This window comes from Stenotrophomonas sp. ZAC14D1_NAIMI4_1, from assembly GCF_003086775.1.
Taxonomy (GTDB): domain Bacteria; phylum Pseudomonadota; class Gammaproteobacteria; order Xanthomonadales; family Xanthomonadaceae; genus Stenotrophomonas.
In genome coordinates this window covers 4250774-4269152 of the sequence record NZ_CP026001.1, presented here as the reverse complement: position 1 = coordinate 4269152, position 18379 = coordinate 4250774, and the positions used below count along the sequence as shown (strand labels likewise).

General features: G+C 67.9%; 12 protein-coding genes. 2 read left to right on the top strand and 10 right to left on the bottom strand.

Annotation, left to right across the window (positions count from 1 at the left end; all coding sequences use genetic code 11):
• Nucleotides 1-57: 57 nt before the first annotated feature.
• Together nudC and ampE are read left to right on the top strand one after the other, a co-directional pair.
• Nucleotides 58-963 carry an NAD(+) diphosphatase gene (gene nudC / locus C1927_RS19350; protein WP_079223857.1) on the top strand — a complete coding sequence of 302 codons (906 nt, stop codon included), beginning with the start codon at nucleotides 58-60 and terminating at the stop codon, nucleotides 961-963.
• 144 nt (nucleotides 964-1107) lie between these two features.
• Nucleotides 1108-1995, top strand: a complete 888-nt coding sequence (ampE, locus tag C1927_RS19345; protein ID WP_079223855.1) for a regulatory signaling modulator protein AmpE — start codon at nucleotides 1108-1110, stop codon at nucleotides 1993-1995.
• Nucleotides 1996-2033: 38 nt separating this feature from the next.
• Here the strand turns inward: ampE and C1927_RS19340 are convergent, their stop codons facing one another.
• From C1927_RS19340 to C1927_RS19295, 10 genes are all read right to left on the bottom strand, one after another.
• Nucleotides 2034-2474, bottom strand: a complete 441-nt coding sequence (locus C1927_RS19340; RefSeq protein WP_159095384.1) for a hypothetical protein — start codon at nucleotides 2472-2474, stop codon at nucleotides 2034-2036.
• A gap of 136 nt (nucleotides 2475-2610) precedes the next feature.
• Nucleotides 2611-3036 (bottom strand): DUF2752 domain-containing protein, encoded by a 426-nt coding sequence (locus C1927_RS19335; protein WP_079223852.1) that lies wholly within the window; start codon nucleotides 3034-3036, stop codon nucleotides 2611-2613.
• A gap of 47 nt (nucleotides 3037-3083) precedes the next feature.
• A complete protein-coding gene (locus C1927_RS19330; RefSeq protein WP_079223850.1) occupies nucleotides 3084-3365 on the bottom strand; it encodes a CD225/dispanin family protein in 282 nt (93 codons plus the stop codon).
• Between the two features lie 33 nt (nucleotides 3366-3398).
• On the bottom strand, nucleotides 3399-3686 hold the full coding sequence (locus tag C1927_RS19325) for a CD225/dispanin family protein (protein ID WP_108747523.1): 288 nt from the start codon (nucleotides 3684-3686) through the stop codon (nucleotides 3399-3401).
• A gap of 182 nt (nucleotides 3687-3868) precedes the next feature.
• Nucleotides 3869-5758 (bottom strand): MFS transporter, encoded by a 1890-nt coding sequence (locus C1927_RS19320; RefSeq protein ID WP_108747522.1) that lies wholly within the window; start codon nucleotides 5756-5758, stop codon nucleotides 3869-3871.
• A gap of 163 nt (nucleotides 5759-5921) precedes the next feature.
• Nucleotides 5922-8102, bottom strand: coding sequence for a YccS family putative transporter (gene yccS / locus C1927_RS19315; protein ID WP_079223835.1), 2181 nt, complete (start codon nucleotides 8100-8102; stop codon nucleotides 5922-5924).
• A gap of 144 nt (nucleotides 8103-8246) precedes the next feature.
• Complete coding sequence (locus tag C1927_RS19310; protein ID WP_108747521.1) at nucleotides 8247-10304, bottom strand: TonB-dependent receptor; 2058 nt, start codon at nucleotides 10302-10304, stop codon at nucleotides 8247-8249.
• A gap of 253 nt (nucleotides 10305-10557) precedes the next feature.
• On the bottom strand, nucleotides 10558-13680 hold the full coding sequence (locus C1927_RS19305; RefSeq protein WP_079223831.1) for an efflux RND transporter permease subunit: 3123 nt from the start codon (nucleotides 13678-13680) through the stop codon (nucleotides 10558-10560).
• A 31-nt stretch (nucleotides 13681-13711) separates the two neighbouring features.
• Entirely contained in the window at nucleotides 13712-16945 is a 3234-nt protein-coding gene (locus C1927_RS19300) for an efflux RND transporter permease subunit (protein ID WP_079223830.1), read from the bottom strand.
• Nucleotides 16946-17019: 74 nt separating this feature from the next.
• Nucleotides 17020-18261: an efflux RND transporter periplasmic adaptor subunit gene (locus C1927_RS19295; protein WP_079223828.1), complete on the bottom strand. Its 1242-nt coding sequence runs from the start codon at nucleotides 18259-18261 to the stop codon at nucleotides 17020-17022.
• Nucleotides 18262-18379: the final 118 nt, after the last annotated feature.

Here is an 18379-nt window from a genome sequence, read left to right as displayed (position 1 = left end):
CTGATTGCGCACAGCGCCGACCTTGCCACCTGCGGCAATTGGCGGCAGGCTTGTCGGATGCCCAATACTCCTTCGCCGCTTTCCGGTTTCGCCTTCGTGGCCGAGCCGCTGGAGCGCGCCGATGCCCTGCGCGATGATGCCGATGCCCTGGCACGCCTGTGGCCGGATGCGCGCATTCTTGTCCTGGACCATGACGGCACCGCCTTCACCGGTGAGGACGACCAGCCGGTCGCCCTGACCGGCGCCGATATCGGCGGTGGCCCCGGTGCGGCCATCTTCCTCGGCCTGCGCGCGGGCCAGGCCTGGTTCTCCGTCGAAGCCACCAACGTCACCCAGACCGCACCGCGCCGTCTCGACCTGCGCCAGGCGGCACTGCTGTGGAGCGTGGCCGATGCCACCGCCTTCAGCTATGCCCGCGGCATGTCCTACTGGCATTCGCGCACGCGCTTCTGCGGTGTGTGCGGTGGTGCGGTGGCCTTCGCCCGCGGTGGCTTCGTCGGCCGCTGCGCACAGTGTTCCACCGAGCATTACCCGCGGGTCGACCCGGCGGTGATCGTCGCGGTGGAAAACCAGGGCCGCCTGCTGCTGGGCCGCCAGTCCAACTGGGCGCCGCGCCGCTATTCGGTGCTGGCCGGCTTCGTCGAGCCCGGCGAGACCTTCGAGCAGACCGTGGTGCGCGAGGTGCACGAAGAGAGCAAGGTGCGGGTGACGTCCTGCCAGTACCTCGGCTCGCAGCCGTGGCCGTTCCCCGGCGCGCTGATGGTGGGGTTCCGCGCGCAGGCGCAGGACGACGTGCCGACCGTCAATGGCGAGCTGGAAGACGCCCGCTGGTTCACTGCCGAAGAGGTGGGGGCGGCGCTGGCCCGCGACGTCGAGGACGATGGCGAAGGCATCCGCCTGTCGCCGCCGATCTCGATCTCGCGCGGCCTGATCGAACACTGGTACCGGCAGCAGCAGGGCTGATCGCTGCGGCCGTGCCGGCCGGTGCCGGTGGCAGCATTGCCGCCACCTGAACACGCGCCGGGTTACAGTCGGGCTCATCGCTGAACGCGCCGCTGCGGCAGGTAAGGTAGCGGCGCAGAACGCTTGTTCGTAGGGAGACCTGCCATGTTCACCACCCTGGTCGCCGTGTTGGTGGCGCTGGCCCTGGGCCACGTTGCCCCGGCTGCTGCCGCCTCGCTGCGCCGTTTCGACGGCTTCCGGCGCTGGCTGGGCTGGTTGGACGGGCATGGCGGACGGGCATGGCAGGGGCCGGCCGGCGTGGCGCTGGCGATCGTGCCGCCGCTGCTGCTGATGGCACTGCTGGCCTGGTTGCTGCGCGGGGTGCTGTTCGGCCTGCCCGGCCTGCTGCTGGGCGTGGCGGTTCTGGCCTGGTGCTGGGGCCCGCGCGACCTCGACCGTGATATCGAAGCGATCATCGATGCCGACGACGCAGCGGGCCGCCAGGCGGCGGTACGCCACCTGCAGGCCGCCGGTGGCAGCCTGCGCGAGGACGTGCCCTCGCTGGTCGAGGCGACCGTGCTCAATGCACTGCGGCGCTGGTTCGCGGTGCTGTTCTGGTTCCTGCTGCTGGGCCCGGTCGGTGCATTGGCCTATCGCCTGCTGGCGCTGATGGCCGAGAGCCCGATGCGGGCACGCGTGCCGGTGGAGCCACTGGCGCTGGCACAGCGCCTGCTGGCCTGGATCGAATGGCCGGTGGCGCAGCTGATGGCGTTCTCGATGGCGCTGGTCGGCAACTTCGATACGGCGTGGAAGGCGTGGCGGCAGGCCCATGGCGAGCGCCTGGCCGGTGGCATCGGCTTCCTCGGCGCGGTGGCGCGGGCCAGCGTGAATGCCGAGCTGCGCGAAGAGGCGCATGACTACACCGAAGCGGGCCTGTTGCCGGTATGGCAGCGGCTGCCGGACCTGCGCGATGCGATGAGCCTGGTGTGGCGGATGCTGCTGCTGTGGCTGGCGGTGCTGGCGCTGCTGGTCATCGCCGGCTGGGTGACGTAGATCCACGCCATGCGTGGATGGCGCGGTGCTGCACAGCGCTACGGCGTGTAACGATCGTCGAAGTCGAGGTAATCCTCGTGCAGGCCCTGCACCAGGCGTCCGGTCGGTTCGTCGTTGGCGTCGGTTTCCATCAGCAGCCAGCCAGGCATGCCGTCTTCGCGCATCGCCGGACCTTCATCCACGGCCATCACGAAGCTGTTGCCCAGCGCCTTGCCGTACGCACGCAGCAGCGCGTGCAGGGCCTGCGGATCCACCGCACCGCGCAGCGTCGCCAGTGTCTGCTCCAGTTCCGGGCGATCAAACAGCGCCTCGGACAACGCACTGTCCACATCGTCGGCCAGCGTGTGCACATCGCGCAGCATCAGGAAGCGCGCGAACTGCGGCAGGTTCTCGCCCAGTTCGCTGTTCACCCAGCTGCGCGGATCAGTGCAGCCAGCAGCCTTCATGGCCGCGGTCAATTCATCACGTCGATCAGTCATCGCACCAGCATAGCCGAGCGAAGCGAGCCGCTTCTGCTTTTGCTTCTGATCTTCTTTTTCTTCCGTGGTGGACGCACACGGAAACTGTCAGGGGCCGGGCCAGGCGCGGTGCCAGTCGACTGACAGTCGACGCTACCTACACCGGTGCCAGCGCAGTGAACGGCGCCCACGGCAGGTTGCGCAGCAGCGCATACCCCGGCAGCACCCACAGCCAGAACTTCGGGTTGGCCAGCAGCCGCATCAACGGATCGAGCGCCTTCATGCGCACGCCCGCCATGTGCAGCAGCATCAGGAACAGGAAGGGCAGGCTGATGACCAGCAGGGGGTTCATCGCCATCGCGCCGGGCAGGTCGAAATGGACCAGCGAATACAGGCAGCGGGTGCTGCCGCAGCCGGGGCAGTAGAAGCCGGTCAGCGCATATAGCGGGCAGCTCGGCAGCGGATTGCCGGGCACATACGGGTTGACGTGGCGCAGCACCACGGCAGCACCGGCGGCCAGGCCGGAAGCGGCCAGCAGCGGGGACCAGCGGCCCAGGCGGGAGGGAACGGGAGGTGGAGGCATGCAGGGAGATACGGGACCCGGCGCGCGGCCGGATCCCGTAGCAGGCATCAGTAGCTGCTGCCGCCGCTCAGGGCGCCCATGCCGCCGATGGCCATGATCAGGATGAAGTACAGCACGCCGACGACCAGCGCCGCGATGGCCGACCAGATGGCCCACTTCTTGGCCTTCTCCGACGATTCCTGGGCACCGGCGATGTCACCGGCGGCCAGCTTGCCGTTGACCTGTGCGGCGTAGACGATCGACACGATGCCGGCCGGCAGGCAGCAGAACAGCGTGGACAGGATGGCCCAGACCAGGTGGTTCGGGATCTGCGGGGTAGCGGTATTCATGGTTCAAGCTCCTCGATGGGTGGTGGTGGTGAATCAATGGTCGGAAAGAGCGCCCAGAACGGCCAAGCCGCCGAACAGCCCGAACCACAACAGCAACAGGACCGGCAGCGCCACGGCCGAAGCCGCCGCCCACCAGCCCGCCTTGCGCGATGCAGCGTAAGCCCCGGCCAGATCACCGGCCGCGCGGCGACCATCGACCTGCGAGGCATACACGATCGATACCACGCCCAGTGGCAGGCAGCAGAACAGCGTCGTCAGGATCGCCCAGACCAGATGGTTGGGGATGTAGACCGGACGGCTGGGCTGTGGTGGTTGATTCAAAGCAAGACTCCATTCCTTGGCGGCCGATCTGTCGCAGACAGACCGAACCTCCCCCCTGTGGGTGCGTAATCTACCGCAACCGGCGGCCCATGTATGCGTTTACATCCCCGCCACGCTTGGCTCGGCAGCAGACGGGGGAGTACTGGAACGGTTTCCGGGTGCCTGTTTCCCTGCGGAAATGCTCAGGCGTGGTCGCCGCGCAGGGCGCGCACCTGCGCCTCCAGCGCGGGCGCATCGGCGCTGTGGCCGTCCACGGCCGCAGCGGCCACCACCTGCACGGTGGCGCGGAAACGCCGCGGCACGCGCATGCGGCCCAGGCGCGTGTCGCGCCGGCTCCACATGCTCGACCACATGCCACGCAGGGCCATCGGCACCACCGGCACCGGGCGCCGCTCGAGGATCTTCTCAACGCCGGACTTGAACGGTGCCATGCTGCCGTCCTTGGTCAGCGCGCCCTCCGGGAAGATGCAGACCAGCTCGCCCTCGGCCAGGGCCGCATCGATCTCGTCGAACGCGCGCTGCATCAGCGCCGGGTCTTCGCGCGCGCCGGCGATGGGAATCGCCTTGGCGGTGCGGAAGATCCAGCGCATCACCGGGATGTTGAAGATCTTGTAGTACATGACGAAACGCACGGGGCGCGGGATCGTCGCCGACAGGATCAGCGCGTCCATGTAGCTGACGTGGTTGCAGACCAGCAGCGCGGCGCCCTCGTCGGGGACGTTGGCCTCGATGCCGTGCGGGCGCAGCCGGTACAGCGAGCGCACCATCAGCCAGCTGAGGAAGCGCATCAGGAATTCGGGGACGATGGTGAAGATGTAGATCGCCACGATGGCATTGGCGATGGCCAGCGCCAGGAACTGCTGCGGGATGGACCAGTGCAGCAGCTGGTGCGCGGCCAGCGACAGCAACGCCGCGGCGACGATGAAGCCGGAATTCTGGATGTTGAGTGCAGCGAACACGCGCGACATCTGCGCCTTCGGCGTGCGGCTCTGGATGAGCGCGAACAGTGGCACCACGAACACACCGGTAAACAGGCCGATGCCTACAAGATCGATGACGATGCGCACGCTGCCCGGTTGCTGCAGGAACGCCAGCACGCCCAGGTTCTGCACGGTCGCTTCGCCGGTGCGGGCGAAGTACAGGTCCAGCAGGAAGGCGGTCATGCCGAACGCACCCAGCGGCACCAGGCCGATTTCCACCGTGCGCGCCGACAGCTTCTCGCACAGCAGCGAACCGACGCCGGTACCCACCGAGAACAGCGCCAGCGCGAACAGGTACAGCTTGGGCTCGCCGCCCAGGTTGACCAGCGCGTAGTTGGGCAGCTGCGAGGTCAGCACGGTGCCGACGAACCAGAACCAGGACACGCCGAGGATGGCGTTGCGCACCGCCTTCTGCTGCCGCGCCATGCGCAGCACCACCAGCGACTCGGGCAGCGGGTTCCAGTTGATCTTCAGGTCGGGGTCGCCGGCGTCGACCCGGGGAATCATGCGCGCGGCGAGATTGCCGCAGATCGCCAGCGCGATGACAGCCGTTGCCGCCACGATCGGACCATGGCTGCCGGCCAGCAGGAACACCGAGCCGCCGATGATCATGCCCGACAGGATCGAGATGGAGGTGCCCATCTCGACCAGGCCGTTGCCACCGGTCAGTTCCTCCGGTTTCAGCACCGAGGGCAGCACCGAGTACTTCACCGGGCCGAACAGGGTCGACTGCATGCCGGTGCAGAACAGCGCCACCAGCAGGAACGGCAGGTTCTCGGTAATGAACCCGATGGCCGCAAGCGACATGATCACGATCTCCATGGTGGTGGTGATCACGATCAGCCGCGATTTTTCCAGTTTGTCGGCGATCTGCCCGGCCAGGGCCGAGAACAGGAAATACGGCAGGATGAAGATGGCCGGCGCCAGCGTGGTGTACAGCGAGCGCTGCTCGTCCGATACGCCCAGGTAGAACAACAGGCCGATGATGGCCTGCCGGTACACATTGTCATTGAAGGCGCCCAGCGCCTGCACGATGAAGAACGGCAGGAAGCGGCGCTGGCGGAGCAGGGCGAACTGGCTGTGACCGGACATGGAATCTCCTTGACCGGCGCAGCCTAGCATTCCTGCCTATCAGGCAGGGCAGTCGAGCAAGCTCGACGCTACGGTGGGTGCGGACGCGGACTCTGTTGGGTGCGGACCGTTGCTCCGCATGAAACCGCCCCGGTAGGTGCGGACCGTTGGTCCGCACGTCCCATCAGGTGAGGGTGGTGACCGCCTGGTTCGCCGCCGCGCGCACCTTCGGCAGCAGCCGCAGCACCAGCGCCATCTGCGTGCGGATCAACTGCAGCTTCGGCGGCATCGCTTCTTCGATCTGTTCCAGCTCGGCGGCCACGGCACGGTCGGCATCGTTGTCCTCCTCGCTGACCGGCTGCCGTGCGGTCAGCGCGGTGGCCAGCTGCTGCAGGGCCTTGCGCACCCGGTCACCCGCGGCCAAGGCCAGTGGATCGCCGGCGTAGCTGTCCACCTGGTCGCGGTGCGCGCCCAGCGCGGACAGGTGGCCAAGCAGGGTGTTGGACAGGGCCAGGAAGTGGAAGCCGGCATCGAGGTTGCGGCGCACGTGGCCGGGCTCGCGCAGCATGTTCGACAGCGCCGTGGACAGGGCCGCGTCGGCGTTGTGCATGTCGCGGCGGGCGATGCGGTAGGCCAGGTCATCGCGCATGCCGCTGCGGTACTGGCCCAGCACCGAATCGAGGTAGCGCGAGGCAGTATCCAGCACCCGTGCCAGCACCAGGTGCAGCTGCCGCCCCTGCCAGTCGGGCAGGATCAGGAACGCAGCGGCAGCGGCAATGGCACAGCCCAGCACCGTGTCGACCATGCGCGGGACGATCAGCACGAAGCCGTCGCCGATCAGGTTGAAGCAGGTCAGCGCCATCACCGTGATCGCCGCCGAGGCCACCAGGTAGCGATCGGTGCGGTTGTAGAAGAACAGCAGCGCCGACAGCAGGGCGATCAGCAGCTGCACGTGCAGCTGCGGGAACAGCTGCAGCAGCGCCCAGGTCAGCACCAGGCCGGCCAGGGTGCCGACCACGCGCTGGGCCAGGCGCTGGCGGGTGGCGCCGAAGTTGGGCCGGCACACGAAGACGATGGTCAGCAGCACCCACGAACCGTGCTGCGCGTCGAACAGGCGGATGGCGAGGAAGCCGGCAACCAGTGCCACGGCCATGCGCAGGCCGTGGCGGAACAGCACCGAGCCCGGCGTGAGCTGCTGGCGGATGCGCACGCCCATCTCGCGCAGGGTATGTGGATTGCTGTCGCGCAGGCGCGTATCGACGTTGTCCAGGCTGGCTTCGGAACGTTCGGCATCAAGCAGGCGGCGTTCGATGCTGCGCAGGTTGTGCACCAGCAGGTCCAGCGAACCGAGCAGGCGCTGCCACTGCGGGCGCTGCTGGTCGCGCAGGTAGGCCAGCGCATCGGCCAGGTCGCGGCCGGCCTGCTGGTTGCTTTCGCCGTACACGAACGGGCGGCGCAGGCGGATGGCTTCGCCGAGGCGCGCACAGGCCTGGCCCTGCAGGTCAAGCAGTCGCTGGCAGCGGTACAGCACGTCGCTGTGGAAGAACGCATCGACCAGCGCGCCATAGGGGTAGTGCGAGGAACTGGCGCGTTCGTGGAAATCCTGCGCCATGTAGTACAGGCGCAGATACAGGCCGGAATTGACGCCGGGCCGGCCGGAGCGGCCGAAGCGGGCCAGGATCGCGGCCTTCGCTTCATTGAGCGCGCCGACCACGCGGCGGTTCTGTTCGGCCAGGTCCAGCTGGCGGCGCTGCAGGTCGGCTTCGCGCACTGGTTCGAACAACGTGGCCTTGAGCTGCAGGTAGCGGCCAAGTTCCACGTACAGGCGGGCGACCCGTTCGCGCACGGGCCGGTTGGCGAACAGCGCCGTCCACAGGATCGACAGCAGGCCGTACCAGACCGCGCCGATCAGCAGGTGGCTGGCCGCCTCCATGGCGCGCGGCAGGTCGCCGGCGCCGCCGTGCTGCTCCAGGCCGATCATGGTGTAGATGGCCAGGGTCACCGTGGCCTGGGCGATGGACGCGTAGCGTTCGCCCAGCGCGCCCAGCAGGGTCAGGCAGAACGTGGACAGCGCCAGCGCGCCGATGAACACCCACGGCAGCGGGAACAGCCAGATGACCGAGGCGGCGGCGATGCAGAAGCACAGCAGCGACAGCAGCACTGCCTTGGTGCGGCCCCACCAGTTGTCATCGGTCTCGGCGATGGCGCTGGCGATGATGCCGAGGAACACCCCGGGCAGGGCCGGCAGCGCGTCCAGGTGCCAGCACACGCCCAGCGCCGTGGTCAGGGCGATGAAGACGCGCAGGCCGTAGCTGGCCTTTTCGTGTGCCCACAGGCGGCTGAAGCGGGATTCGCGGGTGGACATGCAGGCTCGGGGGGCGGGATGCCCCCCATTATTGCGGTGCGCGCGTGAAATGGGGGGAGCGATGTGCGGACCAACGGTCCGCACCCACCAGATCAGCCGATGTGCGGACCAACGGTCCGCACCCACCTTGGGCGGGGAGCCGGGTTACATCTCCCAGCGCACGCTTACCGCGAAGGTGCGCGGCAGGCCGACGCCCGCGTTCGACCAGTATCTGCGGTTGCCCAGGTTCTCCACGCTGGCGCGCAGGGTGACCGGGTGGCCCGAGGCGAGCAGGCGGTAACCGACGCCGGCGTTGACCAGGGTGTAGTCGGGCAGCTTCAGGGTGTTGTCGGCGTCGTACCAGACATCGCCGTAGTAGCGCACGGCCGCATAGGCTTCCAGCCCGTCCACCCACGGCAACTGGTAGTTGGCGTGCACCACGCCGCTCCAGCGGGCCGCGCCGGCGGTGCGGTTGCCTTCCTGCGATGCACTGGCCGGGGACAGCTTGTCGTAGGTCGGGTCCAGCCAGGTCACGCCGCCGCCGACGGTCAGCGCGTCGCTCAGGTGCAGGTCGGCGCTGGCTTCCACGCCTTCATACAGGGTGATGCCGTCCTGCACCAGGAACTTGCCGGCGTTGGTCAGCAGGTCGATGTTGGCCCCGCGCTCCAGCCGGAACGCCGCCATGTTCGCGTTCCAGCGTGGTGCTTCCACCTTGGCGCCGATCTCGTACTGCTTGCTGATGGTCGGGTCCAGCACATCGCCGGCATTGATGTAGGTGTTGCCGACGCGGCTGCCGGCTTCCAGCGATTCGATGTAGCTGGCGTACAGGGTCACCGCATCGCTGGGCTTGTACATCACCGCGTAGGTCGGGGTGACCGGGTAGGTGTGGTAGCTGCCCTTGGTTTCGAAGTCGTTGTAGCGCCAGCCGGCCAGCACCGACCAGCCACCGCCGACATCGATGGTGTCGCTGGCGAAGACCGCCTGCTGCACGGTTTCATCGCCGCGGCTGAGTACGCGCGAGCGCACCGCGTCGTGGCGGATGGCCGAACGCTGGTAGAGGTTGGCGCGGCCGATGTTGCTCCACTCGTAGGGACGGTCCCAGCCCAGCCCGGTCTGGTGGCTGACGCCGGCCACCAGCTGGTGCTGCAGCGGGCCGGTGCGGAAGCTGCCCTGCACCAGCGCCTGGGCCAGCTTCCACTCGCTCTTGCCGCCCAGCTCGTACACGTTCACGTCGTAGTCGCCGTTCACATCGTCGATGTAGGCGAAGATCTTGTTGACGTCATTCCACGAGGTGGTGACGCCGTAGCTCAGGCTGGCCTTCCAGTCGCTGTTGATCTGCCAGTTGAGGGCGGTCGACAGCAGGCTGGAGCGGGTGTCGTAGTAGGTGCCGGGCACGCTGTTGTCGACGTCACCGGCGATCGGGCGCGGCAGCGAGGTCAGGCCGATGAAGTAGTACTGCGGCGATTCCTCGCTGAGGTCGCGCGACTGGAACACGCCGTCGAAGGTCCAGGTGAGCGCATCGCTCAGGCGCGCATCCAGCGACAGCGCGCCGACCTTGCGGTCGACATGGCCGCCGTTGAAGGTCTCGCCTTTTTCCTGGTACGCGTTTAAGCGGTAGCCGAACATCTGCTCGTTGCCGAAGCGGCCGCCGACATCCACGCCGCCGCTGGCGATGCCCTGTTCGCGCCAGCCGAGCTGGGCGCTGAAGGTGGTGGTGTCGGTCGGCTTCTTGGTGATGTAGTTGACGATGCCACCGGGCGCGCCGAAGCCGTACAGGAAGCCGCCGGGACCCTTCAGCAGGTCCACCTGCTCCATCACTTCCAGCGGCCATTCGGTGCCCCACGAGGACACCTGCAGGCCGTTGACGCGGTAGCTGTCGAAGTTGAGGTCGATGCCGCGGTTGCGGATCGGCGAGCTCCAGCCGCTGGCGTAGGCGCTGACCTGGGTGGTGACCGACGGGTCGAACAGGAAGACTTCGCCCAGCGAGACGACCTGGCGCTGCTCGATCTGCTCGCGACCGACCGCAGTGATCGCGAACGGGGTGTCGCGCAGTGCGCGGTCACCGAGGGCGCCGGCTTCGGTATGGGTGCGTTCGGCGGTGACCTTGATCGCATCCAGGTCGGTGGCACTGCGGGTCTCGGCCGGGGCTTCGGCGTGGGCGGCACAGGCGGCGGACAGCGCCATGGCCAGCACGGCCAGGCGGGGGGAACGGGTGGGCAGCATCGGTGGGGGATCCTCGGCGGACAGCACGCGACCGTCCGCGGTGGCGGAAGGGAAGGGGTCGATGGCTGGGATCACGCAGGCGTGCCGGCAAGCGGCAGCGGGGCGTCGCTGGGGGAGGCGGCGCAGGACCGTGGCTGGATGAGAATTGTTCTCTTTTCGTTACGGCGCGTCAAACCCGGAGGCATGAGGCGTGCGGACCAACGGTCCGCACCCACCAGAACCGGTAGTGCCGGCCGCTGGCCGGCACCTCCCATCATGCCCGCTGCGCGCGCTTCAGCAGCTTTGCTTCGCGCTTGCGCGCGCGGCGTGCCCGCCAGCGTTCGGCCAGGCACGAGAAGATCACGTACAGCGCCGGGGTGCTCAGCAGGGTCAGGCTCTGCGAGAACAGCAGGCCGCCGATCATCGCGATGCCCAGCGGACGGCGCAGCTCCGAGCCCTCGCCGAGGCCGATCGCCAGCGGCACCGCCGCCAGGATCGCCACCATGGTGGTCATCATGATCGGGCGGAAGCGCACGATGCTGGCCTCGCGCGCCGCCTCGCGTGGTGCCAGGCCATGCTCGCGCTGCGCCACCAGGGCGAAGTCGATCATCATGATCGCGTTCTTCTTGACGATGCCGATCAGCAGCACGAGCGCGATCATCGAAATGACCGACAGTTCGGTGTTGGTGCCGAACAGCGCAAGCAGCGCGCCCACGCCGGCCGCCGGCAGGGTGGACAGGATCGTCACCGGGTGGATCAGGCTCTCGTACAGCATGCCCAGCACCAGGTAGACGGTCAGGATCGCCGCCATCACCAGGATCAGCATGTCGCTGGGGTCGGAATTGAAGCCGAAGCCCGCATCGTCGGCCAGGCGGATGTCGCCCGGCATGCGCATGCCCGCCACCGTCGCGTCGATGATGGCCTTGGCCTCGCCGGCGCTGACGCCGGGTGCGAGGTTGTAACTCAGGTCCATCGTCGTGTACTGGTTTTCATGGGTGATCTGCGACGGCGCCAGCCCCGGGGCCTGGCGGGCCACCGCGGTGATCGGCACCATTTCGCCGCTGCGCGCCTTCACGTACACCTCGTCCAGCGCCGCCGGCGTGGCGGTCTGCGACGGCAGCGCGTTGACCACCACGCTGTACTGGTTGATGTCCGAGTAGATCGTGGAGATCTGGCGCTGGCCGAAGGCACCGTACAGCGCACCATCGATGGCACCCACGCTGATGCCCAGGCGCGCGGCCTTGGCGCGGTCGATCTCGATGTTCTGGCGCAGGCCGGCGTTGTCGACATCGGTGCCGACGTCGCGCAGCTTCGGGTTCTTCTTCAACGCTGCCTGCAGCTTGGGCAGCCATTCCTGCAGCGCGGCCAGGTCATTGCCCTGCAGCGAGATGCGGTACTGCGCGCCCTGGCTGTTGCCGCCGCCATCGTTGCTGGGCAGGTCCTGGATCGCGCGCAGGCGCAGCTGCAGGTCGGGGTAGCGGTCGGCCTTGGCGCTCAGGCGGGCCAGCGCATGGGCGGTGGTCTCGCGGCGGCCTTCCTTGCGTGACTTCAGCTCGACGTTGAACTGCGCGCTGGAACCCTGGCGGCCACTGCCCAGGCGCACGCCCACGGTCTTCACCGCCGGGTCGGCCATCAGCATGTCGGTGATGCGGCGCTGGCGGGCCACCATGTCCTCGAAGGAAACGGTGGCGCTGGAATTGGCGCGGCCCCAGATCAGGCCGGTGTCCTGCGGCGGGAACGCGCCCTTTTTCACCGCACCGAACAGGAAGATGGTGACGCCGATCAGGATCAGCGGGGTGAGTGAAAGCAGCAGCGCATGGCGCAGCGAGAAGTCCAGGAACACCGTGTAGATGCGCAGCATGCGATCGTGCCCGGCATCGAGCCAGCGGCCGAAGCGCGACGGTGCGGCGGTGTGGTCGTGTGCGCTGAGGAAGCGGCTGCACAGCGCCGGGGTCAGGGTCAGCGAGACGATCATCGAGACCACGATGGCCGCCACCAGGGTAACGGTGAACTCGCGGAAGAACGCGCCCATCATGCCGCTGGCAAACAGCAGCGGGATGAACACCGCCACCAGCGAGGCGGTGATGGAGACGATGGTGAAGCCGATCTCGCGCGCGCCGGTGAAGGCCGCCTGCAGGCGCGGCATGCCCTCGTCGAGGTGGCGCATGATGTTTTCGATCACCACGATGGCATCGTCCACCACGAAACCGATCGCGATGACCAGGGCCAGCAGGCTCAGGTTGTTGAGGGTGAAGCCGAGCGCGTACATCACCAGCGCGGCACCGGCCAGCGACAGCGGTACGGTCACCGCGGCGATCAGCGTGGGCGCCAGCCGGCGCAGGAACAGCGCCATGGTCAGCACCACCATGGCCAGGCTGATCAGCAGGGTGATCTGCACTTCATGCAGCGACGAACGGATGGTCGGCGTACGGTCGAAGTACGGCGTCATGGTGGTGCCAGGCTGCAGGTAGTCGCGCAGCGCGGGAATCTGCGCCTTCACCCGGTCCACGGTTTCGACGATGTTGGCGCCGGCACGGGTGAACACGTACATCACCACGGCCGGCTTGTGGTTGAACCACGCGGCCTGGTAGGCATCCTGCTGGCCGTCGTAGACGTTGGCGATGTCCTTCAGGCGGATCACCCGGCCATCGCCCTGGGTCTTGACCACCAGCTCGGCGAAATCGGCGGCGCGCGCCACCGAATCGTTGGCGATGATCGCCGTGGTGGTGTTGCCGTCGCTGAGGAAGCCGGTGGGCGAGGTCACGTTGGCCGCACGCACGGCATTGCGCAGGTCGTCGGCGGTCAGGCCGAGGGCGTTCATCAGGCGCAGGTTGACGTCCACGCGCACGGCCGGCGTCGAGGCACCGGCGATGTCCACCGAGGCCACGCCGCTGATCTGGCGGATGCGCTGGGCCAGCAGCGAATCGGCGACGTTGTACAGCTCGTCGGCTGACTGGGTCTGCGAGGTCAGGGCGATGGCGATGACCGGATCGTCGTTCGGGTTCGCCTTCTGGTACATCGGCGAACCCAGCCCCGAGGGCAGGTCGGCCTGTGCCGAGTTGATCGCGGTCTGCACGTCCAGCGCGGCCGAATCGATGTCACGGTCGGTCTGGAAGATCATGAAGACCAGCGAGCTGCCTTCCGAGCTCGACGAGCGCATGCGGTCGATGCCCGGCAGCTGGCCGAGGTGGCGTTCCAGCGGCGCGGTCACCGTGGAGGCCATCGTCGCCGCATCCGCACCGGCCTGGCTGGCGTGCACGAAGATCACCGGGATCTGGATGTTCGGCAGTGCCGACACGCCCAGCCGCAGGTAGCAGATCAGGCCGATCATGAACAAGCCGATGGCCAGCAGGGCAGTGCCGATCGGGCGGCGGATGAAGGGGCCGGACAGGTTCATCGTGCGGCCCCCCGCAGCAGCGGGGCGTGGATCATGCCTGCGGCTCCTGCAGCGTGCCGTCACGCAGGGCGCGCTGCTCGCGGCGGCGGGCCAGCCACTCGGAGAAGCGTTCCATGTAAAGGTAGATCACCGGCGTGGTGTACAGGGTGACCAGCTGCGAGAGCAGCAGGCCGCCGACGATGGCGATGCCCAGCGGGCGGCGCAGCTCCGAACCGATGCCGGTGCCCAGCGCCAGCGGCAGCGCACCGAGCATGGCCGCAGCGGTGGTCATCATGATCGGGCGGAAGCGCAGCAGGCAGGCGCGGCGGATCGCTTCGTGCGCATTGGCACCGGCACGGCGCGCTTCGATGGCGAAGTCCACCATCATGATGCCGTTCTTCTTGACGATGCCGATGAGCAGCACGATGCCGACGATGCCATCCACCGACAGGCTCAGCCCGCACACCATCAGCGCCAGCAGCGCGCCGACGCCGGCCGGCGGCAGGGTGGAGATGATCGTGATCGGGTGGATGTAGCTTTCGTACAGCACGCCCAGCACGATGTAGATGACCACCAGCGAGGCCAGCAGCAGCCACACCACGTCGGTCTGGCTGCCGGTGAATTCGGCCGCCTTGCCGATGAACTCGGCATGCAGGTGGGCCGGCATGTCCAGGCTGTCCTTGGTTTCCTGGATGGCCTTGACCGCATCGGACAGCGAATAGCCCGGGGCGATGTTGAAGGACACCGTCACTGCCGGCAGCTGCTGCTGGTGGCTGACCACCAGCGGCGCGCTGGTGACCTTGCCTTCGGCCAGCGCCGACAGCGGGATGATGTTGCCCGCACCGACGGTGATGCCGGTGTTCTGCGCGCCGATGCCGGTGGCAGTGGACGAGTTGGACGAGGTGACCTGGCCGAAGCTGGTGGCGTTGGTGCCGGTGAGGGCGCCTGCACCGTTGGAGGCCACGGCCAGCTGTTCCATCAGCGCGGTGCTGGTGCGGAACTCGGGCGCGACTTCCAGCACGACGCGGTACTGGTTGAGCTCGGTGAAGATGGTCGAGATCTGGCGCTGGCCGAACGCATCGTAGAGCGTGTCATCGATGGTCTGCATCGGCACGCCCAGCACGCTGGCCTTGTCGCGGTCGATGTTCAGTTCCAGGGCGCGGCCCTGGTTGGACAGGTTGTTGTCCACGTCGGCCAGTTCCGGGCGCTTGCGCAGCGCCTCGGTCAGGCGCGTGGCCTGGGTGGCCACGGTGGCCGAATCCACGTCCGACAGCGAGTACTGGTACTCAGTGGCGGCCACCCGGGTATCCAGGGTCACGTCCTGCACGGGCTTGAGGTACAGCGCCACGCCGGGGATGCCGGCCACGGCTTTCTGCAGGCGCGGCAGGATCTCATCCAGGCCGTCACGCTCGCCGCGTTCCTTCAGCACGATCGACAGCTGGCCCTGGTTGAGCGTGGGGTTCATGCTGCCAGCGCCGATGAAGGCCGACACGCCGGTCACGTCTGGATCCTGGCGCAGTGCTTCGGCCACCTGCCTGGTGCGCTGCTCCATCTGCGGGAAGGCGATGTTCTGGTCGGCCTGGACCACGCCGGTGATCAGGCCGGTGTCCTGTTCGGGCAGCAGGCCCTTGGGAATCAGCACGTACAGCAGCACGGTCAGCACCAGCGCGGCGCCGGCCACGGCCAGGGTCAGGCGCTGGTGGCCCAGCACCCAGTCCAGGCTGCGCTCATACAGGCCCACGGTGCGCGTCCACAGGTTCTGCTTGCCGGCCGCCGCCGCGCGCTCATGCGCGTCCTCGCCCTCGGGCAGGGCGTCGGGCTTGAGCAGGTAGGCGCACATCATCGGGGTCAGCGTCAGCGAGATCAGCATCGACAGCACGACGGCGATGCTCAGCACCCAGGCGAACTCGTGGAACAGGCGGCCGGTGACGCCGGGCATCAGCAGCAGCGGCAGGAACACCGCCACCAGCGAGACGGTCAGCGACAGCACGGTGAAGCCGATCTGGCGCGCGCCGATCTCGGCCGCTTCCTTGCCACTCTTGCCCTGCTCGATGTAGCGGACGATGTTCTCGATCATCACGATCGCATCGTCGACCACGAAGCCGGTGGCCACCACCAGCGCCATCAGCGAAAGGTTGTCCAGCGACATGCCGGTGAAGGCCATAACCGCGAAGGTGCCGGCCAGCGACAGCGGCACCGCCACCGAGGGAATGATGGTGGCCCAGAACCGGCGCAGGAACACGAAGATGACCGCCACCACCAGGCCGATGGTGAGGATCAGGGTGAACTGCACTTCGTGCACCGAGGCGCGGATGGTCTCGGTGCGGTCGTTGAAGATTTCCAGGTGCACGTCGGCCGGCAGTACGCCCTGCAGCTGCGGCAGGATGGCGCGGATGCGCTCGACGGTCTGCACGATGTTGGCGCCCGGCTGGCGGCGCACTTCCAGCAGCACGGCCGGCTTGCCATCGGCCCAGGCGGCCAGCTGGTCGTTCTCCACACCGTCGATCACGTCGGCCACGTCGGACAGCCGCACCGGGCGGCCGTTCTTGTAGCTGATGATGGTGTCGCGGTACTCGGCGGCGCTGGCCAGCTGGTCGTTGGTGCCGATGCTGTAGGACTGTGTCTTGCCGTTCAACGAACCCTTCGGCGCATTGACGTTGGCCTGGGTGAGCGCGCTGCGCAGCTCCTCCATGGTCAGGCCCATGTTCGACAGCTGCGCCGGGTTGACCTGGATGCGCACGGCCGGGCGCACGTTGCCGGCGATCGAGACCAGGCCCACGCCCTGCACCTGCGACAGGCGCTGGGCGAGGATCGAGTCGGCGTAGTTGTTGACGTCACGCAGCGGGCGCGTGTCCGAGGTCAGCTTGAGGGTGACGATGGCCGCATCGGCCGGGTTCACCCGGTTGTAGACTGGCTGGTAGGGCAGCGAGGAGGGCAGGGTGGCCTGGCGGATCGCCGCCTGCACGTCCTGCGCGGCGATGTCGATGTCGCGGTCCATCGAGAACTGCAGGATGATCGTCGACAACCCTGCCGAGGAATCGGAGGTCATCAGTTCCAGCCCGGAGATCTGCCCGAACTGGCGCTCCAGCGGCGTGGTCACCAGCGAGGCCATGGTGGTCGCGTTGGCACCCGGGTACTGGGTGGTGACCACCAGGCTGGGCGCATCGATTTCCGGCAGCGCCGACACCGGCAGCTTGCGGTAACCGAGGATGCCCAGCAGCAACAGGCCCGCCATCAACAGCGAGGTAGCGATGGGACGGCGGATGAAGATCGTCGAAAAGCCCACGGACTGATCCTTGCTGGCGCTTCAATGGCAGCGCCGGCTACGAGGCCGGCGCGAAAGGAAAGGGTGGCCTGCGCTCAGCGCGGGCCACCACCACGACGGCCACTGCCGCCACTCTTCTGTTCGGCGGCCTTCAGTTCGGCCTCGGTCGGTGCCGCCGGCGTCTCGCCCGGCTTCAGCGCGGTCACCTTGCTGCCTGGCTTCAGGCGGAACTGGCCTTCGCTGACCACGCGCTCGCCGCCCTTCAGGCCCTCGGCGATCTGCACCTGGCTGTCGCCCACTTCCACGCCGCTGCGCACGGTCTGCATCTTCACCGTGTTGTCGCCCTGCACGACATAGACGTACTCGCCGTCCGGGCCACGCAGCACCGCCTGGGTGGGAATGACCACGCCACCGCCGATCGTGCGCAGCTGCATGCGCACGTTGACGAACTGGCCCGGCCACAGGCCGTTGTCGGTGTTGTCGAAGATCGCGCGGGCCTTGAAGGTGCCGCTGTCGGCGCTGATCAGGTTGTCGACCACGTCCAGCTTGCCGTCACCGGACAGCACGTGCGAGTCGGCGCGGTCCAGCGCGGCCACCGGCACGGCACCGGCGTTCTGTGCCTGGCGCACGTCGCCGAGCTGGCGCTCGGGCAGGTTGAACAGCACGTGGATCGGATGGATCTGGGTGAGGGTGACCAGCGCGGTACCGGCGCTGACCACGTTGCCGGCGTCGACCGCGCGGATGCCGGCGATGCCCGAGATCGGCGCGGTGATGCGGGTGTACTGCAGCTGCACCTGCGCGGCACGCGCGCTGGCTTCGTTGGCGGCCACGGCGCTTTCGTACTGTGACACTTGGTTTCGCTGTGTATCCAGATCGGTCTTGGCGACGAACTGGCGATACTCCGGCGCGTTGGAGCGCTGGTAGTTGGAGCGCGCGGTAGCCAGCAGCGCCTCGTTCTGGCGCTTGGCGGCCACGGCCTGGTCGTAGCTGGCCTGGGCGCTGCGCGGGTCGATCTGTGCCAGCAGGTCACCCTGCTTCACTTCCTGGCCCTCGCGGAAATTGAGGCTCATCAGCTGGCCGCCGACCTGCGGGCTCACCGTCACCGTGTTCATCGCGGTCACCGTGCCCAGCGCGCTGGCATACACCGGCACGTCCTGGCGCGTGGCATCAACCACGGTCACCGGCACCGGGCCGGCATCGGGATCCTCACCGCCCTGGCGCGCACCTGCGGCCTGGCCACCGGCCTTGTCCTTGCCGCCACCGAGGACGCGCACGCCCACCACCGCCAGCACCAGCACTGCCACGACCAGCAGCACGATCTTCCAAACACGTGACATTCAAGGACTCCAAGAGGGCTGGTCGGGGCGGGCCCCGGGTGGCAATGCGCAAAGCATACCTGCGGCCCGCTACGTTTCCTGCATGACGTATGGGACGGGCGCTAAGACCGGGCGCAGC

What these genes read in the sequence shown, in the direction of transcription:
- C1927_RS19310 (WP_108747521.1), bottom strand. Translation starts at nt 10,304, where the DNA reads ATGCTGCCCACCCGTTCCCCCCGCCTGGCCGTGCTGGCCATGGCGCTG.
- C1927_RS19330 (WP_079223850.1), bottom strand. Translation starts at nt 3,365, where the DNA reads ATGAATACCGCTACCCCGCAGATCCCGAACCACCTGGTCTGGGCCATC.
- C1927_RS19335 (WP_079223852.1), bottom strand. Translation starts at nt 3,036, where the DNA reads ATGCCTCCACCTCCCGTTCCCTCCCGCCTGGGCCGCTGGTCCCCGCTG.
- nudC (WP_079223857.1), top strand. Translation starts at nt 58, where the DNA reads ATGCCCAATACTCCTTCGCCGCTTTCCGGTTTCGCCTTCGTGGCCGAG.
- ampE (WP_079223855.1), top strand. Translation starts at nt 1,108, where the DNA reads ATGTTCACCACCCTGGTCGCCGTGTTGGTGGCGCTGGCCCTGGGCCAC.
- C1927_RS19320 (WP_108747522.1), bottom strand. Translation starts at nt 5,758, where the DNA reads ATGTCCGGTCACAGCCAGTTCGCCCTGCTCCGCCAGCGCCGCTTCCTG.
- C1927_RS19305 (WP_079223831.1), bottom strand. Translation starts at nt 13,680, where the DNA reads ATGAACCTGTCCGGCCCCTTCATCCGCCGCCCGATCGGCACTGCCCTG.
- C1927_RS19340 (WP_159095384.1), bottom strand. Translation starts at nt 2,474, where the DNA reads ATGACTGATCGACGTGATGAATTGACCGCGGCCATGAAGGCTGCTGGC.
- yccS (WP_079223835.1), bottom strand. Translation starts at nt 8,102, where the DNA reads ATGTCCACCCGCGAATCCCGCTTCAGCCGCCTGTGGGCACACGAAAAG.
- C1927_RS19295 (WP_079223828.1), bottom strand. Translation starts at nt 18,261, where the DNA reads ATGTCACGTGTTTGGAAGATCGTGCTGCTGGTCGTGGCAGTGCTGGTG.